This window comes from Pseudonocardia phyllosphaerae, assembly GCF_046546475.1.
In the GTDB taxonomy this organism is placed as follows: Bacteria; Actinomycetota; Actinomycetes; order Mycobacteriales; family Pseudonocardiaceae; genus Pseudonocardia; species Pseudonocardia phyllosphaerae.
The window spans coordinates 23,656-49,394 of record NZ_JBKGXS010000010.1 but is presented as its reverse complement, the minus strand read 5'-3'; the positions used below and the strand labels follow the sequence as shown (position 1 = coordinate 49,394).

The 25,739-nt window shown below is 73.4% G+C and carries 22 protein-coding genes; 6 read left to right on the top strand and 16 right to left on the bottom strand.

The genetic code is table 11. The features are described 5' to 3' along the window. Positions 1-23: 23 nt before the first annotated feature. Positions 24-3,404 carry a pyruvate carboxylase gene (locus ACLE50_RS19120; protein ID WP_410944953.1) on the bottom strand — a complete coding sequence of 1,127 codons (3,381 nt, stop codon included), beginning with the start codon at positions 3,402-3,404 and terminating at the stop codon, positions 24-26. Positions 3,405-3,558: 154 nt separating this feature from the next. Beyond that, a complete protein-coding gene (locus tag ACLE50_RS19115) occupies positions 3,559-5,799 on the bottom strand; it encodes an ATP-dependent DNA helicase RecG (protein WP_410944952.1) in 2,241 nt (746 codons plus the stop codon). 175 nt (positions 5,800-5,974) lie between these two features. Between ACLE50_RS19115 and rpmB the strand changes: the two genes are divergently transcribed. Next, complete coding sequence (gene rpmB / locus ACLE50_RS19110; RefSeq protein WP_010239613.1) at positions 5,975-6,166, top strand: 50S ribosomal protein L28; 192 nt, start codon at positions 5,975-5,977, stop codon at positions 6,164-6,166. Between the two features lie 133 nt (positions 6,167-6,299). Here rpmB and ACLE50_RS19105 read toward each other — a convergent pair whose 3' ends face one another. From ACLE50_RS19105 to ACLE50_RS19040, 14 genes are all read right to left on the bottom strand, one after another. Continuing rightward, positions 6,300-6,902, bottom strand: a complete 603-nt coding sequence (locus ACLE50_RS19105) for a DUF1707 SHOCT-like domain-containing protein (RefSeq protein ID WP_410944951.1) — start codon at positions 6,900-6,902, stop codon at positions 6,300-6,302. A gap of 27 nt (positions 6,903-6,929) precedes the next feature. After that, a complete protein-coding gene (locus ACLE50_RS19100) occupies positions 6,930-7,610 on the bottom strand; it encodes a uracil-DNA glycosylase (protein ID WP_410944950.1) in 681 nt (226 codons plus the stop codon). Further along, a complete protein-coding gene (locus tag ACLE50_RS19095) occupies positions 7,610-8,134 on the bottom strand; it encodes a gamma carbonic anhydrase family protein (protein ID WP_410944949.1) in 525 nt (174 codons plus the stop codon). The genes ACLE50_RS19100 and ACLE50_RS19095 overlap by 1 nt, the downstream gene beginning before the upstream one ends. A gap of 43 nt (positions 8,135-8,177) precedes the next feature. Next, on the bottom strand, positions 8,178-8,549 hold the full coding sequence (gene mnhG / locus ACLE50_RS19090) for a monovalent cation/H(+) antiporter subunit G (protein WP_410944948.1): 372 nt from the start codon (positions 8,547-8,549) through the stop codon (positions 8,178-8,180). Next, positions 8,546-8,812, bottom strand: coding sequence for a monovalent cation/H+ antiporter complex subunit F (locus ACLE50_RS19085; RefSeq protein ID WP_410944947.1), 267 nt, complete (start codon positions 8,810-8,812; stop codon positions 8,546-8,548). Before ACLE50_RS19085 ends, mnhG begins: the two co-directional genes overlap by 4 nt. Beyond that, complete coding sequence (locus ACLE50_RS19080) at positions 8,809-9,633, bottom strand: Na+/H+ antiporter subunit E (protein WP_410944946.1); 825 nt, start codon at positions 9,631-9,633, stop codon at positions 8,809-8,811. Before ACLE50_RS19080 ends, ACLE50_RS19085 begins: the two co-directional genes overlap by 4 nt. Next, entirely contained in the window at positions 9,630-11,228 is a 1,599-nt protein-coding gene (locus ACLE50_RS19075) for a Na+/H+ antiporter subunit D (protein ID WP_410945089.1), read from the bottom strand. Before ACLE50_RS19075 ends, ACLE50_RS19080 begins: the two co-directional genes overlap by 4 nt. 5 nt (positions 11,229-11,233) lie before the next feature. Then, positions 11,234-11,668, bottom strand: a complete 435-nt coding sequence (locus ACLE50_RS19070) for an NADH-quinone oxidoreductase subunit K (protein WP_410945088.1) — start codon at positions 11,666-11,668, stop codon at positions 11,234-11,236. Between the two features lie 34 nt (positions 11,669-11,702). After that, a complete protein-coding gene (locus tag ACLE50_RS19065; RefSeq protein WP_410944945.1) occupies positions 11,703-12,275 on the bottom strand; it encodes an MnhB domain-containing protein in 573 nt (190 codons plus the stop codon). Further along, complete coding sequence (gene mbhE / locus ACLE50_RS19060) at positions 12,272-14,641, bottom strand: hydrogen gas-evolving membrane-bound hydrogenase subunit E (RefSeq protein ID WP_410944944.1); 2,370 nt, start codon at positions 14,639-14,641, stop codon at positions 12,272-12,274. The genes ACLE50_RS19065 and mbhE overlap by 4 nt, the downstream gene beginning before the upstream one ends. A gap of 171 nt (positions 14,642-14,812) precedes the next feature. Continuing rightward, positions 14,813-15,298, bottom strand: a complete 486-nt coding sequence (locus ACLE50_RS19055; protein ID WP_410944943.1) for a GNAT family N-acetyltransferase — start codon at positions 15,296-15,298, stop codon at positions 14,813-14,815. Between the two features lie 27 nt (positions 15,299-15,325). Beyond that, the gene (locus tag ACLE50_RS19050; protein WP_410944942.1) at positions 15,326-16,540 is read right to left on the bottom strand and encodes a cytochrome P450; all 1,215 of its coding nucleotides are present in this window, start codon (positions 16,538-16,540) and stop codon (positions 15,326-15,328) included. An 84-nt stretch (positions 16,541-16,624) separates the two neighbouring features. Further along, complete coding sequence (locus ACLE50_RS19045) at positions 16,625-16,987, bottom strand: DUF488 domain-containing protein (protein WP_410944941.1); 363 nt, start codon at positions 16,985-16,987, stop codon at positions 16,625-16,627. Positions 16,988-17,000: 13 nt separating this feature from the next. Continuing rightward, entirely contained in the window at positions 17,001-19,160 is a 2,160-nt protein-coding gene (locus ACLE50_RS19040) for a malate synthase G (RefSeq protein ID WP_410944940.1), read from the bottom strand. 221 nt (positions 19,161-19,381) lie between these two features. On the opposite strand from ACLE50_RS19040, the gene ACLE50_RS19035 reads away from it, so the two are divergent. From ACLE50_RS19035 to ACLE50_RS19015, 5 genes are all read left to right on the top strand, one after another. Then, complete coding sequence (locus ACLE50_RS19035) at positions 19,382-20,836, top strand: FAD-binding oxidoreductase (RefSeq protein ID WP_410944939.1); 1,455 nt, start codon at positions 19,382-19,384, stop codon at positions 20,834-20,836. Between the two features lie 79 nt (positions 20,837-20,915). After that, entirely contained in the window at positions 20,916-22,049 is a 1,134-nt protein-coding gene (locus ACLE50_RS19030) for an FAD-binding oxidoreductase (protein ID WP_410944938.1), read from the top strand. Positions 22,050-22,128: 79 nt separating this feature from the next. Further along, complete coding sequence (locus tag ACLE50_RS19025) at positions 22,129-23,493, top strand: (Fe-S)-binding protein (RefSeq protein WP_410945087.1); 1,365 nt, start codon at positions 22,129-22,131, stop codon at positions 23,491-23,493. Continuing rightward, positions 23,490-25,193: an L-lactate permease gene (locus ACLE50_RS19020; RefSeq protein WP_410944937.1), complete on the top strand. Its 1,704-nt coding sequence runs from the start codon at positions 23,490-23,492 to the stop codon at positions 25,191-25,193. The genes ACLE50_RS19025 and ACLE50_RS19020 overlap by 4 nt, the downstream gene beginning before the upstream one ends. A 266-nt stretch (positions 25,194-25,459) precedes the next feature. After that, complete coding sequence (locus tag ACLE50_RS19015) at positions 25,460-25,723, top strand: hypothetical protein (protein ID WP_410944936.1); 264 nt, start codon at positions 25,460-25,462, stop codon at positions 25,721-25,723. The last annotated feature ends 16 nt before the right edge of the window (positions 25,724-25,739 follow it).

Below are 25,739 nucleotides of genomic sequence, written 5' to 3'. Positions count from 1 at the left end.
GCCCGGCCCGCACCGGCGGCAGGTCACTCCAGCTCGACCAGCAGGTCGCCGCCCTCGACCTGCTGCACCTCGTTGATCGCGAGGCGCTTCACGGTCCCGGCGCGGTGGGTGGTGATCGAGGCCTCCATCTTCATGGCCTCGATCGTCGCGACGGTCTGCCCGGCGTCGACGGTGTCGCCCTCGCCGACCAGCAAGGTCACGACACCGGCGAACGGCGCGGCCACGTGCGCGTCGTTGGACCGCTCCGCCTTCTCCGCCGCCTTGACCTCGACCGCGACCGACTCGTCACGCACCGACACCGGCCGCAGCTGCCCGTTGAGTGTGGTCAGCAGGGTGCGGTAGCCGCGCTCGTCGGGCTCGGACACGGCCTCGAGGTGGATGATCAGCGTGACGCCGGGCTCCAGCTCGACGGTGTGCTCGAGGTCCTCCTCCAGCCCGTAGAAGTAGTCCTTCGAGCTCAGCACCGAGGTGTTGCCGTAGTGCTCGCGGTGGGTCTCGAACTCCCGCGTCGGCCCGGGGAACAGCAGCCGGTTCAGCGTCCGGCGCCGGTCGGCCTCCAGTCCCTCGCGGTCCTCGGCGGTCAGCTCGGCCTTCTCGACCTCCGGGCTGCGGCCCTCCAGCGCGCGGGTCCGGAACGGCTCCGGCCAGCCCGCCGGGGGCTCGCCGAGCTCGCCGCGCAGGAACCCGATCACCGAGTCCGGCACGTCGAAGCTCGCCGGGTCCTTCTCGAAGTCCGCGGGCTCGACACCGGCGCCGACCAGGTGCAGGGCGAGGTCACCGACGACCTTCGACGACGGCGTCACCTTCACCAGCCGGCCCAGCATGCGGTCCGCGGCGGCGTAGCAGTCCTCGATGAGCTCGAACCGGTCGCCGAGGCCCAGCGCGATCGCCTGCTGGCGCAGGTTCGACAGCTGCCCGCCGGGAATCTCGTGGTGGTAGACGCGCCCGGTCGGCGAGGCGAGCCCGGACTCGAACGGCGCGTAGACCTTCCGCACCGCCTCCCAGTACGGCTCCATGTCCCCGACCGCGGTGAGCGAGAGCCCGGTGGCGCGGTCGGTGTGGTCGGTGGCCGCGACCAGCGCCGACAGCGACGGCTGCGACGTGGTGCCCGCCATCGAGGCGACCGCGCCGTCGACGGCGTCGACCCCGGCGTCGATCGCCGCGATCAGCGTCGCGAGCTGGCCGCCCGCGGTGTCGTGGGTGTGCAGGTGAACCGGCAGGTCGAACCGGTCCCGCAGCGCGGTGACCAGCTTCCGTGCCGCAGGCGGGCGCAGCAGGCCTGCCATGTCCTTGATCGCCAGGACGTGCGCACCGGCCTCGACGATCTGCTCGGCGAGCCGCAGGTAGTAGTCGAGGGTGTAGACGTCCTCGGCCGGGTCCGACAGGTCCGCGGTGTAGCAGAGCGCGACCTCGGCCAGCGACGTCCCGGTGGCCCGCACGGCGTCGATCGCCGGGCGCATCTGGTCGACGTCGTTGAGCGCGTCGAAGATCCGGAAGATGTCCATGCCGGTGTCCGCCGCCTCCTGCACGAAGGCGTCGGTCACCTCCGTCGGGTACGGCGTGTAACCGACGGTGTTGCGGCCGCGCAGCAGCATCTGCGTGCAGATGTTCGGCGCCGCGGCCTTGATCGCGGCCAGCCGGTCCCACGGGTCCTCGGCGAGGAACCGCAGCGCGACGTCGTAGGTCGCGCCGCCCCAGCACTCCATCGACAGCAGCTGCGGCATCGTGCGCGCCACGTACGGCGCGACCGCGACCAGGTCCCGGGTGCGGATCCGGGTGGCGAGCAGCGACTGGTGGGCGTCACGGAACGTGGTGTCGGTGACCGCGACGGCGGTCTGCTCGCGCAGCCGGGCGGCGAAGCCCTCCGGGCCCAGCTCGCGCAGCAGCTGCGCGGATCCGTCCGGCACGGGGGTGTCCAGGTCCACCCCGAGCGGCAGCTTGTCCACCGGCTCGACGACCTGCGGGCGCTGCCCGTTCGGCTGGTTCACCGTGGTCTCGCCGAGGTACTGCAGGATCCGCGAGCCGCGGTCCGCCGACGGCCGCGCCTTGAGCAGGTGCGGGCGCTCCTCGATGAAGCTGGTGGTGACCCGGCCCTGCTGGAAGTCCGGGTCGTCGAGCACGGCGGCGAGGAACGGCAGGTTCGTCGCGACGCCGCGGATCCGGAACTCCGCGATCGCGCGGCGGGCACGGCGGGCGGCGTTGGTGAAGTCGTGGCCGTGGCAGGTCAGCTTCACCAGCATCGAGTCGAAGTGCGCGCTGACCTCGGCGCCGACGTGCACGGTGCCGCCGTCGAGCCGCACACCCGGCCCGCCCGGCGAGCGGTACACCGAGATCGTGCCGACGTCGGGGCGGAACTCGTTCGCCGGGTCCTCGGTGGTGATGCGGGTCTGCATCGCCGTGCCGGTCAGCGAGATCTCGTCCTGGGTGAGGTTCAGCTCGGGCAGCGTCATGCCGGAGGCGATCCGCAGCTGCGCGATGACCAGGTCGCGGTCGGTGACCTGCTCGGTCACCGTGTGCTCGACCTGGATCCGCGGGTTCATCTCGATGAAGTGGTGCTTGCCCCGCTCGTCGAGGAGGAACTCCACGGTGCCGGCGTTGACGTAGCCGATCTCCTTGGCGAAGTTCACCGCGTCCGCGCAGATCCGCTCCCGGATCTCCGGGTCCAGGTTCGGCGCCGGGGCGATCTCGACGACCTTCTGGTGGCGGCGCTGCACGGAGCAGTCGCGCTCGAACAGGTGCACGACGTTGCCGTCGGCGTCGGCGAGGATCTGCACCTCGATGTGCCGCGGGTTCACCACGGCCTGCTCGAGGAACACCGTGGGATCACCGAACGCGGACTCGGCCTCGCGCATGGCCGCCTCGATGGCCTCGCGCAGCGCGTCGGGCTCGGAGACCCGGCGCATGCCGCGCCCGCCACCACCGGCGACGGCCTTCACGAAGACCGGGAAGTCGATGTTCTCGGCCGCGGCGAGCAGCTCGTCGACGTCCGACGACGGGTCGCTGGACTCCAGCACCGGCACGCCCGCCTCGCGAGCGGCGGCGACGGCGCGGAACTTGTTACCCGTCAGGTGCAGCACGTCGGTCGGCGGGCCGACGAAGGTGATGCCGGCCTCGACGCAGGCGCGGGCCAGGTCCGGGTTCTCCGACATGAAGCCGTAGCCCGGGTAGATCGCGTCGGCGCCGGCCTTCTTCGCAGCCTTGATGACCTCGTCGACCGACAGGTAGGCGCGCACGGGATGTCCCGGCTCACCGATCTGGTAGGACTCGTCGGCCTTCGCCCGGTGCAGCGAGTTGCGGTCCTCGTAGGGGAAGACCGCCACGGTGGAGATCCCCAGCTCGAACGCCGCCCGGAACGCCCGGATCGCGATCTCGCCGCGGTTCGCCACCAGTACCTTGCGGAACATCTGACTCCTCACCTGGTTCGGCCCTGCCGCCCGGCACGACGAGGTCACCGAGGTCACCGCCGCCCGCGCCGGGCGGCTGATCCTGGCACGACGACGGTCGCGGCGACCACCGGACGACCGCCGCTCCCACCTGGCGGGAGCACGCCCGCCCTGCTCAGGCCTTGTCCAGGAACGCCGCCTTCTCCTCGTCCCCGATCGTCTCCTCGACCAGCGCGGCCAGGCCGGGGTGCTCGGCCAGCCCGGGGTCGGTGGCGACGAGGTCCAGGGCGTAGACCTGCGCCTTCGCGATGACCTCCTCGTCGCGGCGCAGCGACAGCAGCTTCAGCCCGGAGCGGTTCCCGGACTGGCTGGCGCCCAGGACGTCGCCCTCGCGGCGCAGCTCCAGGTCCAGCCGGGCCAGCTCGAAACCGTCGGTGGTGCTCGCGATCGCGTCGAGCCGCTCGCGGGCCGTCGTCGCCGCCGGCATGTCGGTGACCAGCAGGCACAGCCCGGGCGCGCTGCCCCGGCCGACCCGCCCGCGCAGCTGGTGCAGCTGGGACAGGCCGAAGCGGTCGGCGTCGAGCAGGACGATGCCGGTGGCGTTCGGGACGTCGACGCCGACCTCGATCACCGTCGTCGCGACCAGCACGTCGAGCTCGTGGCGTTCGAAGGAGCGCATGACCGCGTCCTTCTCCTCCGGCGGGAGCTTGCCGTGCAGGACCCCGACCCGCAGGCCCGTGAGCAGTTCGGAGATCTGCGGAGCGATGTCGAGCACCGCCAGCGGCGGGCGGCGCTCGGACCCGTCGTCCTCGGGCGGCGGCTCGCCGGTCTCCGGGTCGGCGGCGTCGGCCTTCGCCTTCTCCTTCTCCTTCTCGGGACCGCCGACCCGCGGGCACACGACGTAGCACTGGTGGCCGGCGTCGACCTCCTCGCGCACCCGCTGCCAGACCCGCTGGATCCACTGCGGGTGCTCGGCGAGCGGGACGACGGTGGTCTTCACCGGGGACCGGCCGCGGGGCAGGCCCTGCAGCGCGGACACCGACAGGTCGCCGTAGACGGTCATCGCGACGGTGCGCGGGATCGGCGTGGCCGTCATGACCAGCATGTGCGGCGCGACCTCGCCGCGGGTACGCAGCGCGTCCCGCTGCTCGACGCCGAACCGGTGCTGCTCGTCGACGACGACGAGACCGAGGTCGGCGAACCCGACCGTGTCCTGGATCAGCGCGTGGGTGCCGACGACGATCCCCGCTGCCCCGGACTGGGCGTCCAGCAGCGCCCGGCGGCGTGCCTTCACCCCCATCGACCCGGTGAGCAGCTGCACCGAGGTGGCGCCCTCGGCGGCGTCGAGCTCCCCGGCGCGGCCGAGCGCGCCGAGCATCGCGCGCAGCGAGCGGGCGTGCTGGGCGGCGAGGACCTCGGTCGGGGCGAGCATCGCGGCCTGCTTGCCCGCGTCGACGACCTGCAGCATCGCCCGGAGCGCGACGATCGTCTTGCCCGCGCCGACGTCGCCCTGCACCAGGCGGTTCATCGGATGCTCGCCGGACAGGTCCGCGGCGATCTCCTCGCCGACGGCGACCTGGCCCTCGGTCAGCGTGAACGGCAGGTTCGCGTCGAACCGTTCCAGCAGCCCGCCGGGCCGCGGCGGGCAGGACGGCGCGGGACGGGCGGCTGTCTTCTGCCGGCGCAGCGCCAGGGCCAGCTGGACGCCGAGCGCCTCGTCCCAGACCAGCCGGCGGCGGGCGGCGAAGATCTCGGCCTCGTCGTCGGGGACGTGGATGCGCCGCAGCGCCAGGCCCAGCGCGGTGAGGCCCTCGCGCTCGCGCATCGACTCCGGCAGCGGATCGGCCGGAGTGTCGATCATCTCGAGCAGCTGGCGGACGGCGCGCGCCACCGCCTGGGAGGTGACCTTCGCGTTGGCCGGGTAGACCGAGATGAACGGGCGCAGCGAGTCGCCCTCGTCGAGCATCTCGAACTGCGGGTGCGTGAGCTGCAGGCGCTTGTTGAACACGCCGACCTTGCCGGAGAACACCCCCCGGGCCCCGGGCTTGATGCGGCCCGCGATCTTGTACGGGTTGAAGAACGTGCAGTCGAGCTGGCTGCCCCTGTCGTCCCGGATGACGACGGCCATCAGCTTCCCGCGCCGGTTGCGCATCGGCCGGGTCTCGGCCTTCTCCACCTGCGCGACGACCGTGACGTACTCGCCGGGGACCAGGCCGGCGATGTCGCTGAGCCTGCCGCGGTCGACGTAGCGCCGCGGGTAGTACCGCAGCAGGTCGCCGACCGTGACCAGGCCGAGCGGCGACAGCGCCTCGGCCGCCTTCCTCCCCAGCGGCCCCACGAGCTTGGCGCCCAGGTCCGCGTGGTCGTCCCAGAAGTCGTCCCAGGTGTCCGGGTGGAAGCCCTCGCCCTCCGCCACTACCCCACCTCCGTCCGCATACGATGAGCCAATCACAGGGCACCGACAGGATCGGCGCGGGACGCGTCGGGGACCCGACCGCAGTCCACTCATGCGTATCGGTAGACTTGTGGGCCGAGCCCCGGTCACGACCGGTGTGCACGTGAACCGATCATCGACTTAGGGAGTGTCCGACGTGGCTGCCGTCTGCGACGTCTGTGGCAAGGGTCCGGGCTTCGGCATGTCCGTCTCGCACTCGCACCGCCGCACCAACCGCCGCTGGAACCCGAACATCCAGACCGTGCGCGCCGCGATCAACGGTGGCAACCGCCGCCGGATCAACGCCTGCACCTCCTGCCTGAAGGCCGGGAAGGTCACGCGCGTCTGAGTGGTGCGCTCCGGCGCAGCGAGACCCGAAGCCGGGAGGCCCGGTCACCGACCACGGTGACCGGGCCTTTCCGCGTTCCGGGCCCTTCCCGATGCCGGGGCGCGTCCGGCGCGGGGCTCAGCCGAGCGCGGGGTCAGCCGAGCAGGGCCTTCCACCAGCTCCTCCGCGCCGGCCGGACGGTCAGCGAGCCCAGCCCGACCTTGCCGTGCACCGTCAGGTGCGGCCCGGAGCCCCCGGGCAGGCCCGGTACCCCGGTCTTCACCTCGCCCCAGGACGCGCGGACGTCGTTCACGTCGGCGGTGCCGCCCGCGGGCAGCACGAGCACGATCTCGCCCATCCCCGTCGAGACGGCGACGTCGATCCGCGGCGGCAGCCTGCGCACCTCGGAGAGGTCGAGGTGGATCGACCCGATCCCGCTGCTGAGCCGCAGCGCCGCGGGCACGGTCCAGTCCCCGCCGCGATTCAGCGAACCGGCACCGGTCCGCAGGTGGACCGGTGCCTGCGGCACCGCGCCCGGGTCGGCACCCGGCCCGCCGGGAACCGTCGGCGGCAGCCCACCGGGCAGGTCGGCCAGCGGCGGGCGCAGCTCGTTCGCGGTGCGCGCGGCGTAGACGGCCGACAGCCGTTCCTCGAGCTCGACGAGTGTGATCCGGCCCTCGCCGACCGCGTCGTGCAGCCGCTTGGCGGCCAGCTCCCGGTCACGGTCGGAGATGCGCAGCTCACCCGGGTCGCCCACCCCGTTCAGGGTAGTCGCAGCGCGACCTCAGGGGAGCTTCCAGTCCACAGGGTCGCCGCCGATCTCCTCCAGCAGGTCGTTGGCCCGGCTGAACGGCCGCGACCCGAAGAACCCGCGGTCGGCCGACATCGGCGACGGGTGCGCCGACTCGACGCACGGCACGTCCTCCAGCAGCGGCACGAGGTTGCGGGCGTCGCGGCCCCAGAGGATCGCGACCATCGGGTCGGCGTCGCGGGCGACGAGCGCGCGGATCGCCTGCTCGGTCACCTGCTCCCAGCCCTTGTTGCGGTGCGAGCCTGGCTCGCCGGGCGCGACGGTGAGGCACCGGTTGAGCAGCAGCACCCCGCGCTCGGTCCACGGCGTCAGGTCCCCGGTCGCCGGGGCCGGGTACCCGAGGTCCTCGGAGTACTCGCGGAAGATGTTCTGCAGCGACCGCGGCAGCGGCCGGGTCTCCGGCGACACCGAGAACGACAGCCCGACGGCGTGCCCGGGAGTCGGGTACGGGTCCTGGCCGACGATCAGCACCTTGACCTCGTCGAACGGCTGCTGGAACGCGCGCAGCACGTTCGCGCCTGCCGGGAGGTAGCGGCGCCCCGCGGCGATCTCGGCGCGCAGGAACTCGCCCATCTCGGTGATCGTGTCGGCGACCGGGGCCAGTGCCTCGGCCCAGCCGGCCTCGACGACCTCGGTCAGCGGCTTGGCGGCCATCAGCCCTCCAGCTTCCGGAGCTGGGTGCGGAACCGGCGGCCGCGGTCGACGTAGGACTCCACGGCGTGCCGCCAGCGGTCGGCGGGCACCTCGTGGTTCTCCCGCACCCGGGCCGGGACGCCGAGCGCCATCCGGTAGGCGGGGACGTCGGCCTTCGGGGAGATCACCGCACCGGCGGCGACGACCGCACCCTCGCCGATCGTCGAGCCGTTCAGCACCACCGATCCGGACGAGATCAGCGCCCGGTTGCCGATGGTGGACGCCTCGATGTGCACGTTGTGCCCGACGGTCACCTCGTCGCCGATCACGGTGTCCTGCACCAGCGTGGTGTGGATGATCGAGCCGTCCTGGATGCTGGTGCGGGCGCCGACGACGATGGCGCCGTCGTCGCCGCGCAGCACCGCGGTCGGCCAGACCGTGGAGTCCGGCCCGAGGGTCACGTTCCCGATCACGACGGCGTCCGGGTGGACGTAGGCGGTCGGGTGGATGTCCGGTTCGGCGTCACCGAGCGCGTACAGAGGCACCCCGCGAGGGTACGAGCCGGGTGATCACGGCCCGCCCCGCCCCCTACCGCGGCGCGTCGCCGTTGCGGCCGGCGGCGCGGGCGTCGGCGTCCATCCGGTCCCCCAGCTCGTCGACGACGAGGGCGTCCCGGTCGATCGCCCCGCTGCGGTACGCCGAACGGCCCACCACCTGCGAGACCACGGGCGCGGTCAGGATCTGGAACAGCATGACCAGCACCAGCGTCGACGAGTGCTGGAACTCCATCCGGACGGCCACGCCGAGCAGCACCAGCAGCAGCCCGAGGGTCTGCGGCTTGGTGGTGGCCTGCAGCCGGGCGGGCAGGTCGGGCAGCCGGACGAGGCCGATCGCGCCGAGCAGGCAGAACAGTGCCCCGGCCAGCATCAGGGCCGCGGAGACGACGTCGGCGGCGCTCACCGGTGCCGCTCCCAGCGCTCGACGAGCCGGGCCGCGGTCGCCGATCCGACCAGCGCGACCAGGGCGACGGCGACGATCAGCGGGATCGTCGACCCGTCGGAGTAGACCGCGGCGTAGACCGCCGACGCGGCCACGACGACGACCACGAACACGTCCAGCGCGGCGATCCGGTCCAGCGTGGTGGGGCCGCCCAGCAGCCGCCACAGGGTGAGCACGGCCGCGGCGGCGAGCATCACCAGCACCAGGGTGTAGACGACGGTCACCGGCTCTTCTCCCCCGTCCCCGCGGGCGGCGTGCCCACGGCCTCGAGCGCCTCCCGGGCGCAGCGCTGGTCCTCGGCGGTGCCGACGGCCTGTACGACGCGCAGCTGCAGGGTCAGCATGTCCCGGCGCGCGCGGTCGACCGAGCCGGGTTTCTCCAGGCCGAGGACGTAGGCGTACCAGCGGCCACGGCGGCGGTCGATCTGCAGCACGAAGCTGCCCGGTGAGAGCGCGCAGGCCAGGGCGATCGCCGTCGTCGTCCGGTCGGACCCGGCGCACATCGGCAGGGAGACGATCCCGGAGTGCGCCTTCCGGCCGTAGCGCAGCGTCACCATCGCGACGCGCACCCCGGACACCAGCAGATCCCACAGCAGGTAGCCGAACAGCCGCAGTACCCGCAGCGGGCGCACCGGGAGCGGCTCGGGCATCAGCGGCAGTGGGAACAGCGCCGTCACCACCAGGGCGACGACGAGCCCGCCGGCGATCGTCACCGGCTTCGGGCTGCCCCACAGCAGCACCCACACCACGGTCAGCGCGACGACCTGCGGGATCCGCCGCCAGTAGGCCCGCCCGGTGTCCCGCGCGGAGCCGCCGGTCGCGGCCGGGGCCTCGTCGGCGTGCGGACCGGCGCCGGGTTCGGGATCGGTCCCGGTCTCGACGGCGGCGATGTCGCGCTCCCGGCAGCCCTCCGGGGTCTCCTCCGGTTCGGGCGCCTCCCCGGCGGCCGTGCCGGTGTGAGCGTCGGTGTGCTGCGGCTCGGTGTGCTGCGGCTCGGTGCGGTGCGGCTCGGTGTGCTGCGGCTCGGTGTGCTGCGACTCGGTCATCGGCCACCCCCTGCGGCGCTGGTCGCGGCCACCGAGCCGTAGGGAACCGGTGCGGCGACGGCCGGGGCGCCGGGCAGCGGGCCCAGCACCGCGACGCGGTAGCCGTCGCGGCCGAGCAGGTCCTCCCCCGCCCGCGCGGTGATCGTCGACAGCGGTCCGGCGGCCAGCGCGATGAGCACGCTCACCGCGACCAGCGACGACGCCGCCCAGTACATCCCGCGGGCACTGCGCGCGGTGCCGACGACGAGCTCGTCGTCCGGGTCGTCGTCGGGCAGCGGCTCCTTCGGCGTGCCCCAGAAGACCCGCACCCAGACCCGGGCGACGGCGTAGAGGGTGAGCAGACTGGCCAGCACCACGATCCCGGCGACGATCCGGGTCGCCAGGCCCGCGCCCGCCCCGGCCTGCAACAGCGCCAGCTTCGCGACGAAGCCCGACGTCGGCGGCAGCCCGGCCAGGGTGATCGCGGGGATCGCGAACAGCAGCGCCAGGCCCGGCGACGACCGCGCGAGCCCGCCCATCTGCTCGATCGACACCGTCCCCGTCCGCCGGGTGATCAGGCCGCTGACCAGGAACAGCGTGGCCTGCACGGTGATGTGGTGCACGACGTAGAGCGCGGTGCCCGCGACCCCGGCCGGGGTGTAGACCGCCAGCCCGAACAGCATGAACCCGATGTGGCTGACCAGCAGGAACGACAGCAGCCGGTTCAGGTCGTCCTGCGCGACGGCGCCGAGCGCGCCGACGACCATCGTCACCGCGGCCACGATCAGGAGCAGCAGCGACGGGTTCTCCTGGGGGAACACCAGCGTCTGGGTGCGCACCAGCGCGTAGATGCCGACCTTGGTGAGCAGCCCGGCGAACAGCGCGGTGACCGGGGCGGGCGCGTTGGGGTAACTGTCGGGCAGCCAGAAGTGCAGCGGCACGATCGCCGCCTTGATCCCGAACACCACGACGAGCAGCAGCGCCAGCACCGTCGCCAGGCCCGGCGGCAGCTCCCCGACCCGGCCGGCGAGGTCGGCCAGGTTGACCGTGCCGGTGGCCGCGTAGACCAGCCCGACCGCGGTCAGGAACAGCAGCGACGACATCAGCGACACGATCACGTAGGTCATGCCGGAGCGGATCCGTGGCGCCGTCGTGCGCCGGGTGATCAGCACGTAGCTGGAGGCGAGCATGATCTCGAACGCGACGAACAGCGTGAACAGGTCGCCGGTCAGGTAGGCCAGCGACACCCCCGTCGAGAGCAGCAGGAAGATCGGGTGGAACGTGGTGCTGGCGGTCTCCCGGCCGTAGTCGGCGATCCGCTGGTCGATCGCGTAGAGGAGCACGGCGAGCGTGACGACCGTCGAGATGAGCAGCAGCAGCGCCGAGAGCCGGTCGGCGACCAGCACGATCCCCACCGGTGCGGCCCGCCCGCCCAGCTCGGCGACGATCGGGCCGTTGCGGTCCGCGGCGACCAGCAGTACCGCCGCGACGACGACGACCGCGGCCAGCGCCACCACACCGATCGCCCGCTGCAGCGCCGCCTGCCGCCCGACCAGCACCGACAGCGCGGCGCCGAGCATCGGCAGCAGCACCGGCAGCGCGACGAGGGCCTGCACCGTGCTCACCGGCGGCCCTCCTCGAGCTCGTGGGAGTCCGAGGTGTCCTCCGGGAACTCCTCACTCTCCTCGGCGGTGCCCTCCTCCATCGCGCCGTCGACGCCGACGCGGCCGGCGATGCGGCGGTCCTCGACGTCGTCCTGCACCACGTCGTGCCCGACGAGCACCCAGGACCGGTAGCCGAGCGCGAGCAGGTAGGTGGTCAGCGCGAACGTGATGACGATGGCGGTGAGCGCGAGCGCCTGCGGGAGCGGGTCGGCGATGGCGCCCAGCCCGACGGCGTCGAGGATCGGGGCACGGCCGGGCGGCCCGCCTGCGAGCTGCAGCAGCAGGTTCGCGCCGTGCCCGAGCACGACGATGCCGATCAGGATCCGCATCAGGGACCGCTGCATGAGCAGGTAGAACCCCACGGAGTAGAGCACCGCCAGCAGGACGGCCATGGTCAGGTTCACGGTGTACACGCGCGCACCTCCCTCATCGGACGTCCTCCCCGGCCTCGCGGGCGTCGCGGGCGATGCCCGAGCCCAGCGACCGCAGCAGGTCCAGCACCACGCCGATGATCAGCAGGTACACCCCGATCTCGAGCAGCATGCTGGTGGCGATGTCGAGGCCGCCCAGCGGGCCGAGCGGCAGCGTCAGCTTCGTCCCGGACAGCACCGGTTCCCCGAACGCCAGCGGCGCCAGCCCGGTGAGCACGGCCAGCGTCAGGCCCGCCCCGACCACGACCGGTGGCCGCACCCGGAACGACGAGCCCGGCTGGTCGTCGCCACCGGCGATGTGGCGCAGCACGAACGCGAGCCCGGCGACCAGGCCGCCGGAGAACCCGCCACCCGGGCCGTAGTGACCTTCCAGCAGCAGGTACACGGAGAAGACGAGCACGACCGGGAACAACAGCCGGGCCGCGGCCTCCAGCACCAGGGTCCGCTCGCGGACGTCCGGGCAGCCGCCGGGCAGCATCCAGCGTCCGCTGGGGCGGTCCCAGCCGGAGAACTCCTCGGTCCCGTCCGGACCACCGGGGCCGCCGGGACGGTCGGTGTCCACGCTCATCCGCCGATCACCTCCTCCTCGTGCTGCGGGCTGCCGCCGCCGCTGACGACGCGGTCGTGCCGGCGGCGGTCGTGCCGGGTGGCGAGCACCAGGCTCGCGGTTCCCGCGGCGCAGATCAGCAGTACGGCGATCTCGCCGACCGTGTCCATGGCGCGGAAGTCCACGAGGATGGCGCTGATGATGTTGGTGGCGCCGCTCTCCGGGGCGAGCCGGACGAAGCCCTCGGTCGTCGACGGCGGGCCGACCCGGGCCGCAGACAGCGCCACGGCCAGCAGCGCCACCAGGATCCCGGCGGCCCCGGCGACCAGCACCTTCGGCAGCCGGACCCGGTGCTCGGTGTCCGGCTCGGAGAAGTGCGCCGGGAAGCGGCGCAGGACGAACACGAACGCGACCATGGTCAGCGTCTCGACCAGGAACTGGGCCAGCGCGAGGTCCGGTGCGCCGTCGATGACGAACATGCCGCCGATGCCGTAGCCGACGGCGCCGACCAGCAGCACCGCGGTGAACCGGCGCCGCGCCCGGCACAGCGCGATCGCGGCCACGATGACCAGCAGCGCGACCGGGACCTGCATGATCGCGTGGTAGGAGACGTCGGCGGCCGGGAACGTGCCGCGCAGCAGCAGCGCGGAGCCGGGCAGCGCGATCAGCGTCCCGAGCACGACGCCCAGGTAGACCGGCAGCGACCCGATCTGCAGGTGCCCGGTCACCGAGATCGCGGAGCGCTCCAGCGCGGTCACGACGACCTCGTAGCCGCGCTGGGCGGACACCGCGGGCACGCTGCGGTGCCCGGTCGCGGCGCCGCCGAAGCGGTGCAGCAGCAGACCCCCGGCGACGATCACCACGGTCAGCCCCAGCTCGATGCCGAACCCGTGCCACAGCGCCAGCTCGTAGCGGGGTGCGTAGCCGCCGAGTGCCGGGAGCGTGTCGGCGTAGGACGCGGCCAGGCGCTGCACCGCGGGCGTGGCGAAGCCCAGCCCGAGCCCGGCGAGCGCGCACACCCAGGCCGGCGCGGACAGCCCGGCCGGGACCGGCTCGCTGTCGGTCGGCATGGTGCCCTTGCTCGCGAACGCGCCCCACAGGAACCGGGCGGTGTAGGCGACGGTCAGCAGCGAGCCGAGCACGAGACCGGCCAGTACGAGCAGCCCGCGCACGCCGCCCTCCTCGAGGAACGCCGCCAGCGCCGCCTCCTTGCCGACGAAGCCGAGCGTCGGCGGGATGCCCGCCATGGCCAGCCCGGACAGCGCCGCGACCGCGACGAGCCCGCGGCGGCGGCGCCCCAGCCCGCACAGCTCGCGCAGGTCACGGGTGCCGCAGGTCTTGTCGATGGCGCCGACGACCATGAACAGCGGTGCCTTGAACAGCCCGTGTGCGAGCAGCATCGCGATCCCGGCCAGCGCCGCGACCCGGCTGCCTGCGCCGAAGAGCACCATCAGGAACCCGAGCTGGGACACGGTCCCGAAGGCCAGCAGCCGTTTGAGGTCGGTCTGGCGCAGCGCGCGCCAGCCGCCGACGAGCATCGTCGCCACCCCGAGCACGACGACCGGTACCCACCACACCGCGTAGCCGCCGACGGCCGGGCCGAGCCGCGCGACGAGCACGACCCCGGCCTTCACCATCGACGCCGCATGCAGGTAGGCGCTGATCGGGGTCGGGGCGGCCATCGCGTAGGGCAGCCAGGTGTGGAACGGCAGCTGCGCGGACTTGGTCAGCGCGCCCAGCAGGATCAGCACCAGCGCGAACGCCAGCGACCAGGGGTGCCCGCCGTCGAGGGTCCCCGCGGCGGCGTGCTCGATCAGCGCCGGGATCCGGTAGGTGCCCGCGGTCTCGCCGAGCAGCACGATCCCGAGCAGCATCCCGAGCCCGCCGAACACCGTGACCACGAGCGCCTGCACCGCGGCACGCCGGTTCTCCCGGTAGCGGCCACCCTGCCCGACCAGCAGGAACGACGTCAGCGACGTCAGCTCCCAGAAGACGTAGAGGGTGAGCAGGTCGTCGGCCAGCACCAGGCCGAGCATCAGCCCGGCGAAGGTCACCAGCAGCGATGCCGATCGGGCCGCGTCGGCGGAACGGGGCCCGAAGTACCAGGCCGCGTAGACCATGATCAGCGCCCCGACCCCGGACACCAGGACGGTCATCGCCAGGGCCAGGGCGTCCATCCGCAGGCTGAGCGTGAGCCCGAGCTGCGGGGCCCAGTCGATCTCGTCGGCCACCCCGCCGTCGAGCACCCGCGGGGTCATCGTCAGCGCCCAGACCAGCGTCCCCGCCAGCAGCACCGCGCCCGCGCCGAACGCGGCCCTGCGGTTGCGCCGCGCAAGCACCAGCAGGCACGGGGCGATCAGCAGGTGGACGGCCACGACGGCGAGCACCGGTTCCTCCTCGGCTCCTCGGACGGACTGGCAGGCGGCCGGGTGCGGTGACACCGGGGCGGGTCACCGGCGGCACGTCGCCCCGCTCGGGGAACGATCACGACCGGATCGGCGCAACCGGACTTTTCCCCCGGCGCGCCTCAGCTGTCACAGTACCGGTCCCGCGGGCGATCAGCCCGTGAGCGGCTTCGCGAAGCACGCGGCGCGGGGATCGTCACGATGTGCCCCGAAACTCCCGATCGGCTGGTATCCGCTGCTGCGGTACAGCGCGATCGCCTCCGGCTGGATCGTGCCGGTCTCGAGGATCGCCCGGCTCCGCCCGGACGCCGCGGCGGTGCGTTCCAGCTCGGCGAGCAGCGCGCGGGCGTACCCGCGACCGCGGGCGCCGGGGACGACGTACATCCGCTTGATCTCGGCGTCGCCGTCGCGGCGCTCGGGGTCGGCCGGGTCGGCGCCGTGGGCCCGCCAGGCCCCGGTCGCGACCGGGCGGCCGTCCTCGACGCCGAGGAGGTAGCAGCCGTGCGGCGGGACGAACTCGGCCGCGGTCATCACGGTCTGGTCGCCGAAGCCGTACAGCTCGTCGTAGGTGGCCTGGAGGTCGGTGTTGAGGGCGACGACGTCGGGGTCGTCGAAGGCGGCGAGTCGCAGCTCGAGCACGCGCCCACCGTAGCGAGGGCCTGATCGTCACCAGGTCACGGGCAGGCTCCGGATACCACCGGTGAGCACGTCGTTGCGCAGCTCCAGGTCGGTGCGCGGCACCGCGAGGCGCAGGCCCGGGAAGCGGGCGGGCAGCGCGCGGAACACCTCGGTCAGCTCGACCCGGGCCAGGCTCGCGCCGATGCAGAAGTACGGGCCGTGCCCGAACGCCAGGTGCGCGGGGCGGCGCTCGCCCTCGAACTCGTCGGGGTCGTCGAACTCCCGCGGGTCCCGGTTCGCCGCGCCCGCGGACAGCAGGATCGCGTCGCCGGCGGCGATGTTCGTCCCGGCGAGGTCGATGTCGTCGTGGGCGTAGCGCAGGATGCCGGCGTTGGAGCCGGGCTGGGCCATGCGCAGGATCTCCTCGACGACGTCGTCGGCGCGGCCGGGGTCGGCGCCCAGCGCCGCCCACTCCTCCGGCCGGCTCAGCAGCAGCACGGTGCCGACGTCGATCCGGCCGACGGTCGTCTCGTGCCCGGCGAACAGCAGCCCCGCGCCCAGCCCGGCCAGCCCGTCGCGGTCCTCGCTCCGCTCGGACATCCGGGCGAAGTCGGACAGGACGTCCTCGCCGGGCTCGGTGTCCTTCCGGTCGATCAGCTCACGCATGTAGGCGGCGAGCTGTGCGGCGTCGCGCTCGGCGCGCTCGCGGTCGTCGAGCCGGCTCAGGCCCTCCGACCAGCCGCTGAACCTCTCCCGGTCCGCGAACGGGACCCCCAGCAGCTCGCAGATGACCAGCACCGGCAGCGGGAACGACAGCACCTCGTGCAGGTCCGCGCCGGGTCCCGCCGCCTCCAGGGCGTCGAGCCGCTCGGCGACCAGCTCGGCGATGTGCTCACGCAGCCGGCCCATCCGCCGTGCGGAGAACGCCGGGGCCAGCAGGCGCCGCATCCGGGTGTGCTTCTCCCGCTCGGTGTCCGGGGTCTCGCCGTTCGGGCCACCGAAGATGATCGAGCCGGAGATCTTCGCGGCCTGCTCGGGGTTCGGGTGGCCGCGGCCCAGGCGGGTGTCGGCGAACAGGGCCTTGGCCTCGGCGTAGCCGGTGACCAGCCACGCGACGTCGCCGGCCGGGGTGCGGACCGGGGTGATCGGGCCGCGCTCGCGCATCTGCTCGTAGAGCGGGGCGAGCTCCAGGACGTCGCCGCGCGGGAACGGCAGGCGGGGCAGGTCCTCGGCGGTGGTCTCCGTGCTCTGCGTGGTGGGCATGGTCACGACGGTAGGCCGCTCACGCCGGTCGCGGCGTCCATCCGGAGGCGGATCCGGGGTGGACAGGGGGAGCCCCTCGGCGACTCACCCGTCGTGCAGGACCTCCTGCAGCACCGCGGCGTGGCTGACCTGCGGGTCGCGGGCAGCGGTGAGCAGCACCAGTCCCCCGGCCGCCGCCCGCTCGCGCAGCTCCTGCAGCGCCGCCGCCCGCCCGGAGTCGGCCAGTTCCGCCCGGTACCGGCGGGCGAACTCGTCGAACCGGGCCGGGTCGTGGCCGAACCACTTCCGCAGCTCCGCCGACGGCCCGACGTGCTTGCACCAGTCGTCGAGGTCGGCGGCGTCCTTGCGCATCCCGCGCGGCCAGATCCGGTCGACGAGGACCCGCACGTCGCCGCCGGACCGGGCGTCGTACACCCGGCCGACGGCGACGCCGGACCGCGTCCCCATCAGCGCCGCTCCATCAGCTCGGGGCGCCGGCCTTCGCCTTCTGCCGCCAGTGGGTCAGGGCGCGCTCGGTGTAGCCGTTGGGCTCCTTCGCCCCGGCGAACACCAGCTCGAGCGCGGCCTGGAAGGACTCGCTGTGCTCCAGGTCCTTGGCCATCGGCGGGTAGCCGGGCTCGCCGGCGTTCTGCTCGTCGACGATCGCGGCCATCCGGGCGAAGGTGTCGCGCACCTGCTCCTCGGTGACGACGCCGTGCGCCAGCCAGTTCGCGATGAGCTGGCTGGAGATCCGCAGCGTCGCCCGGTCCTCCATCAGCCCGACGCCCTCCAGGTCGGGCACCGTCGAGCAGCCGATGCCCATGCCGACCCAGCGCACGACGTAGCCGAGGATCGACTGGGCGTTGGTCTCCAGCTCGTGGGTGACGTCCTCGGCCGACAGCGACGACGGGTCGGCCAGCGGCAGCTCGAGGAGCTTGCGCCGGTCGGCGATGCCGCGCTGCGCGATCTGTTCCTGCACCTGCTGCACCGGGACCCGCAGGTAGTGCAGGGCGTGCAGGGTCGCCGCGGTCGGCGACGGCACCCAGGCGCAGTTCGCGCCGGCCTTCGGGTGGCCGATCTTCTGCTCGATCATCTCGGCCATCGCGGCGGGCTTGGCCCACATGCCCTTGCCGATCTGCGCGGCGTGCTCGAACCCGGCGGCCAGCGCGACGTCGACGTTGCGGTCCTCGTAGGTCTGCAGCCACGTCGTGGACTTCATGTCGCCCTTGGGCAGCACCGGCCCGGCCCGGAAGCAGGTGTGGATCTCGTCGCCGGTCCGGTCCAGGAACCCGGTGTTGACGAAGATGACCCGGTCCTTCGCCTCGGCGATGCAGGCGGCGAGGTTGGCGGTGGTCCGCTTCTCCTCGTCCATGATCCCGATCTTGAGCGTGTTCGGCTCCAGCCCGAGTGCCTCCTCGACCGCGGCGAACAGCTCCACGGTCAGCGCGACCTCCTCGGGGCCGTGCTGCTTGGGCTTGACGATGTAGACGCTGCCGGCCCGGGAGTTGGTGTGCGGGCCCTTGTGCTGCAGGTCGTAGAGCCCGGCGACGGCGGAGACCAGCGCGTCGAGCACTCCCTCGGCGACCTCGGCACCGTCGGCGGTGAGGACCGCGTTGGTGGTCATGTGGTGCCCGCAGTTGCGCACGAGCATCAGCGAGCGGCCGGGCAGGGTGAGCTCCGAGCCGTCCGGGGCGGTGTAGGTGCGGTCCGGGTTGACCCGCCGGGTGACGGTCTTCCCGCCCTTGGTGAACTCCGCGGTCAGGTCGCCGGTGAGCAGCCCCAGCCAGGTGCGGTAGGCCAGCGCCTTGTCCTCGCCGTCGACGGTCGCGACCGAGTCCTCCAGGTCGACGATCGTGGTGACGGCGGACTCCAGCACGGCGTCGGCGACGTCGGCGTGGTGCTGCTGCCCGACCTGGGTCGTCGGGTCGATCGTCAGCTCCAGGTGCAGCCCGTTGCGGGTGAGCAGCACGGCGCCGCGGCCGTCGTCGTCGATCGCGCGGAAGCCGGCGAACTGCGCCGGGTCGGCGAGTGCCACCTGCCCGTCCGCGGTCTCGGCGACCAGCCCGTCGGCCGACGGCCGGTAGGCGGTGACTGCGGCGTGGCTGCCGGTGGCCAGCGGGAACAGCTCGTCGAGCAGCTCGTCGGCCGCGGTGATCACCTGGGCGCCGCGGCGCTCGTCGTAGCCGGGGGCGAGCTCGCCGGTCTGCGGGAGCGCGTCGGTGCCGTAGTAGGCGTCGAACAGCGAGCCCCAGCGGGCGTTGGCGGCGTTGAGCGCGTAGCGCGGGACGGTCGCCGGCACCACCAGCTGCGGGCCCGCGACCTCGGCGATCTCGCGGTCCACCCGGTCGACGTCGATCGCGGCCGGGGTGGCCGGCTCGTCGGCGAGGTAGCCGAGCTCGGTGAGCAGCTGTTCGTAGTCCTCGAGCGTTCCGGCGCCGTGCTCGGCGTGCCAGGCATCGATCCGGGCCTGGAGCTCGTCGCGGCGGGCCAGCGCGTCGGCGATCCTCGGCGCGAACCGCTCCTGCAGCTGCGCCAGCGTCGACCAGAACTCGTCGGCGGTCAGGTCGACCTGCGCCAGCAGCTCCTCCTCGACGAACGAACGCAGGTGCGGGTCGATCCGGAGACCGGAGCTGTCGGCCATGGTGTGACCACCCTCTCTTCCTCGGCAGGGTTCGGCGATTCTGCTCTCGCCGATTTCGTACCAGTGGATTATTGTTTCCGCATCATGGAAGTTAGCAACCGCTCACCGGGTCGCACCCCGGGGCGGTGAGCGGGCGGTACGTCCACACCCCGACGTACCCTCCTGTGAGTCCCGCCACGCGCACCGCACCGCCGCGCACCGCAGAGCGAGGGAGTGCATCGATGCCTCTGGAACCCGCGGTCCACGACGAGTTCGTCGCCCTGCTGGGCGCCGCCGACGTGATCGACGACCCCGTCCGTACCCGCTCCTACGAGTGCGACGGCCTGACCGGCGCCCGGGTCGTGCCCGAGCTGGTGCTGCTGCCGCGCACCGCCGAGGACGTCGCAGGCTGCGTGCGCATCTGCGCGCTGCACGACATCCCGTTCGTCGCCCGCGGCGCCGGGACCGGGCTGTCCGGCGGCGCGCTGCCGGTCGCCGACGGCGTCGTCATCGGGCTGAACCGGCTCGACCGCATCCTGGAGGTCGACCCGGAGAACCGGCGCGCGGTGCTGGAGCCGGGCGTCACGAACCTGGAGATCACCGCCGCGGCGTCGCCGTACGGGCTGTACTTCGCGCCCGACCCGTCGTCGCAGCAGGTGTGCACGATCGGCGGCAACGTCGCCGAGAACTCCGGCGGCGCGCACTGCCTCAAGTACGGCTTCACGACCAACCACGTGCTGTCGATGGAGGTCGTGCTGCCCGACGGCACCCTGGTCACCCTGGGTACGGACTCCGCCGAGCAGGCCGGGCCCGACCTGCGCGGTGTGTTCCTCGGCTCCGAGGGGACGCTCGGCGTGGTCACGAAGGTGACCGTGCGGCTGCTCCGCACCCCGGAGGTCATGCGCACGCTGCTCGCGGACTTCCCGTCGGTCGCCGCGGGCGGGCGGGTGGTGTCCGACATCGTCGCCGCCGGGATCGTGCCCGCCGCCGTCGAGATGATGGACGCGCTGGCGATCGAGGCCGCCGAGGGCGCCACCGGGGCCGGGTACTCCCTGGACACGCCGGCCGCGCTGGTCGTCGAGCTCGACGGCACCGTCGAGGAGTGCGAGGACCAGTTCCGGCGGGTCGAGGAGATCTGCGACCGGCACGGCTGCACCCGGCTGCACGTCGCGGGCTCGCCGGAGGAGCGCGCGAAGATCTGGAAGGGCCGCAAGGCAGCGTTCGCCGCCGTCGGCCGGATCTCACCGGACTACATCGTGCAGGACGGCGTCGTCCCCCGGACCCGGCTCGCCGAGGCCCTGGAGCGCATCGGCGAGATGGGTGAGCGGGCCGGGCTGCGCGTCGCGAACGTCTTCCACGCCGGCGACGGCAACCTGCACCCCCTGGTGCTGTTCTGCGCCGCCGACGGCGAGACCGAGCGCGCCGAGGACCTGGCCCGCGAGATCGCCGAGCTGTGCGTGTCGATGGGCGGGTCGCTGTCCGGTGAGCACGGCATCGGCACCGACAAGGCCTGCTCGATGCCCAAGATGTACGGCGAGGACGACCTGGCCGTGATGGATCGCGTCCGGTCCGCGTTCGACCCCGAGCACATCTGCAACCCGGGCAAGCTGCTGCCGACCCCGCGGCTCTGCGGGGAGAAGCCCGGGAAGTACCGCCCGCACCCGCTGGAGGAGGCCGGTCTGATCGAACGGCTCTGAGCCCGGTCGAACGGCTCCGACGGCCCGGCGCACCGACGCGCCGGCGCACGCCGCCCACCTGCGAGAAAGGGCCCGAACCATGACCCGCGCCGCACCCACCACGCTGCGCCCCACCTCGTCGGCCGAGGTGCGGGACGCCGTCCTCGACACTCCCGGCCGGCTCGCGATCACCGGGGCAGGCACCGCCGCGGGCTGGGCCGGACGTCTCGGCTCCGGCGACCGCCCGGTCGACGCGACGCTCGACCTGTCCGGCCTGTCCGGGGTGATCACGCACAACCCCGGCGACATGACCGTCTCGGTGCTCGCCGGGACCCCCGTCCGCGACCTGCAGGCCGAGCTCGCCGAGCACGGGCAGCGGCTCGCGCTCGACGCCGCCCGGATCAGGCGCGGCGCCACCGTCGGCGGCCTGGTCGCCACGGCCGACGCAGGCCCGTCCGCCCTGGTCTACGGCGGCATGCGCGACCTCGTGATCGGCACGACGACCGTGCTCGCCGACGGCACGATGGTGCGCAGCGGCGGCCACGTGATCAAGAACGTGGCCGGCTACGACGTCGCGAAGCTCCTGCACGGCAGCTACGGCACGTTCGGCGTGCTGGTCGAGGTCGTGCTGCGGTTGCACCCGGTGCCTGCCGCGGTGGCCACGGTCGCCGTCGACGGGCCCATCGAGGCCGCGGCCGGGCTGGTCGACGAGATCGTCCGCAGCCCGCTGGAGCCGATCGCCTGCGAGTGGATCTCCGACGGTCCCGGTCGGCTGCTCGTCCGGCTGGAGGGCGGCACACGGACGCTGCCCGACCGGGTCGGGCGGCTGCGGGAGCTGCTCGGCGACGCCGCCCGCGAGGCCGGGGAGGACGTGTGGGAGACCCACGCCGCGCTCACCGCCGGGCCCGGGCCGGAGTCCGGGGACGCCGTCGTCCGGATCGGGTGTGCCCCGGCCCGGCTCGCACCGCTGCCGGCGCAGCTGCCGGTGCGTGCGGTGACCGCGGGCCTGGCCACCGGCGTCGCCACGGTCACCGTGCCCGCCGCGGCGGTGCCCGAGGTGCACGCCACCGTCGCCGCCGCGAACGGCACCTCGGTGCTGCGCGACCGCCCCGCCGACGCCGATGTCCCGGCCTGGGGCCCGGAGCCCTCGGCCATGCCGGTGTTCCGCGCGCTCAAGGACCGGCTCGACCCCGACGCCCGGTTCGCCCCCGGCCGTTTCGACCCCTGGATGTGAGGCACCCGTGACGAGCACCCACGAGAGCGACGGCGTCGTCCCCACCGGCGGCACGCCCACCGGCGCCGCCGAGACCAAGATGGACCGGCAGGGGCCGAGCGCGTTCGACCCGATCCAGCCGCCGGAGCGCGAGCTCCTCGACGACTGCGTGCACTGCGGGTTCTGCCTGCCCACCTGCCCCACCTACGTGCTGTGGGGCGAGGAGATGGATTCCCCGCGCGGCCGGATCCTGCTGATGGACCTGGCCGAGAAGGGCGACATCGGGCTCGACGGGCCGTTCACCGAGCACATGGACAACTGCCTGGGCTGCATGGCGTGCGTGACCGCGTGCCCGTCCGGGGTGCAGTACGACAAGCTGCTCGAGTCGGTGCGCCCGCAGATCGAGCGCAACGTGCCGCGCACCCGGGCCGACCAGCTGTTCCGCGACGCGATCTTCGCGTTGTTCCCGTACAAGCGGCGGCTGCGGCTGGCCGCGCTGCCCGGCGCGCTCTACCAGAAGCTGCGCGCCGTGCCCGCGGTCCGGAAACTGGCCGACGAGCTGCCCGGCAGGCTGCCGACGGGAACGATGAGGCGGCTCGCGGCGATGGAATCGCTGCTGCCGCCGGTCTCGGTGCGCGAGGCCTTCGCGACGCTGCCGGTGCACACCGCCGCCGTCGGGCGCCGCCGGGCCCGGGTCGCGCTGCTGTCCGGCTGCGTGCAGGACGTGTTCTTCCACCGGGTCAACGGGGCCACCGTCCGCGTGCTGTCCGCCGAGGGCTGTGACGTGCTCGTCCCGCGCGAGCAGCAGTGCTGCGGTGCCCTGGAGATCCACGCCGGGCGTGCGGAGACCGCGATGGAGCGGGCCAAGCGCACGATCGCCCGGTTCGAGTCGCTCGACGTCGACGCGATCGTCACCAACGTCGCCGGGTGCGGCTCCTCGCTCAAGGACTACGGCCACCTGCTCGCCGACGACCCGGAGTGGGCCGCGCGGGCGGCGGCGTTCTCCGCGCGGTGCCGCGACGTGCACGAGGTCCTCGCCGACCTCTACTCCCGCCCCGAGAGCGACGACGGCGGCCCCCGCGCGCCCCGCACGCCCGTCCCGGACCGGGTCGCCTACCACGACGCGTGCCACCTCGGGCACGCCCAGGGCGTCCGGAACCAGCCGCGGGAGGTGCTGCGCACCATCCCCGAGCTGGAGCTGCTCGACATCGCCGAGGCGTCGCTGTGCTGCGGGTCGGCAGGCATCTACAACATGACGATGCCCGACGCCGCCGCCGAGCTCGGCGAGCGGAAGGCGCAGAAGATCCGCGACGTGGCGCCACAGGTCGTGGTGACCGCGAACCCGGGCTGCCTGCTGCAGATCGCGAAGTACCTGCCCGACGAGAGCTTCGGTGACGTGCCGCTGCTGCACCCGATCCAGCTGCTCGACGCCAGCATCCGCGGGGCCGGGGTCCCGCACCGATGACCCTGCTCGTCTCCGGGGGCGTGCTCGCCGAGGGCGCCTACCAGCAGGACCCGCAGGCCGTCGGCGGGTCCCTGGCCGCCTCGGCGCTGGTGTCGCTGCTGCCGCTGGCGACGGTGTTCGTGCTGCTCGGGGTGTTCCGGACCAAGGCGCAGTGGGCGGCGCTGGCCGGGCTCGCGGTGGCGCTGGTCGTCGCCGTCGCCGGGTTCGGGATGCCGGTCGGGCAGTCGCTGCTGGCCGCGTCGCACGGGGCGGTCTTCGGGTTGTTCCCGATCCTGTGGATCGTCGTGAACGCGCTCTGGGTCTACAACATGACCGTCGCGACCGGGCACTTCGACGTGCTGCGGCGCAGCTTCGGGGCGCTGTCGTCGGACACCCGCACCCAGGCCATCCTCGTCGCGTTCTGCTTCGGCGGGCTGCTGGAGGCGCTCGCCGGGTTCGGGGCGCCGGTGGCGATCACCGCGGTCATGCTGATCGCGCTGGGCTTCGACAAGCTCAAGGCCGCGGTGGTGGCGCTGGTCGCGAACACCGCGCCGGTCGCGTTCGGCGCGATGGGTGTCCCGGTGATCACGCTGGCCCGGGTGGCGGGGCTGCCGCTGGACCAGGTCTCGGCGGTGGTCGGGCGGCAGACGCCGGTGCTCGCGCTGTTCGTGCCGCTGGTGCTGGTGTTCCTGGTCGACGGCCGCCGCGGGTTGCGCGAGGCGTGGGTGCCCGCGGTCGTCGGCGGCGTGGTGTTCGCCCTGGCCCAGTTCCTGACCTCGAACTACGTCTCGGTGGAGCTCACCGACATCGTCGCCTCGCTGGCCGGGGCGCTGGCCGTGGTCGGGATGACGCGGGTGCAGCCGGACGCGGTGTGGGCCGCCCGCTCCCCCGCCCCGGTCGCGGTCACCACCGGTCCCGACACCACCGGCTCCGGGGCCACCGGCTCCGGCTCCACCGGTTCCGGGGACGTCCCGGTGGACTCCCCGCGCGACGTCCGCCTCGCCTACGCGCCCTACGTCGTGATCGTCGCGGTGTTCGCCATGGCACAGCTCCCCGGGATCAAGGACGCGGTCGACTCGCTGAAGATCGCGTTCACCTGGCCGGGGCTCGACGTGGTCACCCCGCAGGGCACACCGCACTCGACGACGAAGTTCTCGCTGACCTGGCTGTCCACCGCGGGCACCCTGATGGTCGTCGCCGGGGTGGTCATCGCGGTGCTGCTGAAGGTCTCCGCAGGACGCGCCCTGGCCGCCTGGGGCCGCACCGTGCACGACCTGCGCTGGGCGATCCTGACCGTCACGTCGGTGCTGGCACTGGCGTACGTCATGAACGCCTCCGCGCAGACGACGGCGATCGGGCTGCTCATCGCCGGAGCCGGTGCCGGGCTCGGCTTCCTGTCGCCGGTGCTGGGCTGGTTCGCGGTCGCGGTCACCGGCTCGGACACCTCGGCGAACGCACTGTTCGGGTCGCTGCAGGTGACCGCGGCGCAGGCCGCCGGGCTGCCGCCGGACCTGCTGGCCGCGGCGAACTCCTCCGGCGGGGTGCTGGGGAAGATGCTGTCCCCGCAGAACCTGACGATCGCCTGTGTCGCGGTGAAGCTGGAGGACCAGGAGGGCCTGCTGCTGCGCCGGGTCCTGGGCTGGAGCCTGGGGATGCTGGTGGTGCTCGCGGCGCTGATCGCGCTGCAGGCGACGCCGGTGCTGGGGTGGATGCTGCCCTGACGGCGGCGGATGCGCGGGGCGGCCGGGATCCTGGTCGGCGAATGCCTCACCGGCTGAGGTATCTCCCCGGGTTCGTGGCTCCCGGGGCCCCACGACAGCGACGGCGAGCGGCCTCCTGCATGCGAACGCCTCACCTGCTGAGGCATCTCCCCGGGGACGACGATGCAGACGACGCAGCCCCGGAGTGTGATCGTGACGACCTCGCCCCGACCAGCGGTAACAGCCCGGCCCCGGACGACGATGAACCGGCCGTGCAGGAAACCGTTGTGACCTCGAGCGAGTCCATGGCCGAGCCCACGCCGGAGCCCCGGCACGACGAGCAGCAGCCGAAGCCGGAGCTGTCGTACCAGGACCGGCACTTCCCGCAGACGCTCGTCGCGCTGGACCCGCCGACGCTGCCCGCGGCGAACCTGACCCCGCCGCCGGCGGAGTTCCGGCAGTTCCCCGCCCCGGAGCGTTCGGAGCCCGGGCACCCGCAGCTGCGCCGCCGGCTGCGGAACCTGTTCCTGTTCTGGCGCCGCGGAGCCTGATCCCGCCGGGGCCGCG

What these genes read in the sequence shown, in the direction of transcription:
- ACLE50_RS19120 (WP_410944953.1), bottom strand. Translation starts at nt 3,404, where the DNA reads ATGTTCCGCAAGGTACTGGTGGCGAACCGCGGCGAGATCGCGATCCGG.
- ACLE50_RS19100 (WP_410944950.1), bottom strand. Translation starts at nt 7,610, where the DNA reads ATGGCCGCCAAGCCGCTGACCGAGGTCGTCGAGGCCGGCTGGGCCGAG.
- ACLE50_RS19080 (WP_410944946.1), bottom strand. Translation starts at nt 9,633, where the DNA reads ATGACCGAGTCGCAGCACACCGAGCCGCAGCACACCGAGCCGCACCGC.
- ACLE50_RS19070 (WP_410945088.1), bottom strand. Translation starts at nt 11,668, where the DNA reads ATGGCCGTCCTGCTGGCGGTGCTCTACTCCGTGGGGTTCTACCTGCTC.
- ACLE50_RS19065 (WP_410944945.1), bottom strand. Translation starts at nt 12,275, where the DNA reads ATGAGCGTGGACACCGACCGTCCCGGCGGCCCCGGTGGTCCGGACGGG.
- ACLE50_RS19050 (WP_410944942.1), bottom strand. Translation starts at nt 16,540, where the DNA reads ATGCCCACCACGCAGAGCACGGAGACCACCGCCGAGGACCTGCCCCGC.
- ACLE50_RS19045 (WP_410944941.1), bottom strand. Translation starts at nt 16,987, where the DNA reads ATGGGGACGCGGTCCGGCGTCGCCGTCGGCCGGGTGTACGACGCCCGG.
- ACLE50_RS19040 (WP_410944940.1), bottom strand. Translation starts at nt 19,160, where the DNA reads ATGGCCGACAGCTCCGGTCTCCGGATCGACCCGCACCTGCGTTCGTTC.
- ACLE50_RS19035 (WP_410944939.1), top strand. Translation starts at nt 19,382, where the DNA reads ATGCCTCTGGAACCCGCGGTCCACGACGAGTTCGTCGCCCTGCTGGGC.
- ACLE50_RS19030 (WP_410944938.1), top strand. Translation starts at nt 20,916, where the DNA reads ATGACCCGCGCCGCACCCACCACGCTGCGCCCCACCTCGTCGGCCGAG.
- ACLE50_RS19025 (WP_410945087.1), top strand. Translation starts at nt 22,129, where the DNA reads ATGGACCGGCAGGGGCCGAGCGCGTTCGACCCGATCCAGCCGCCGGAG.
- ACLE50_RS19020 (WP_410944937.1), top strand. Translation starts at nt 23,490, where the DNA reads ATGACCCTGCTCGTCTCCGGGGGCGTGCTCGCCGAGGGCGCCTACCAG.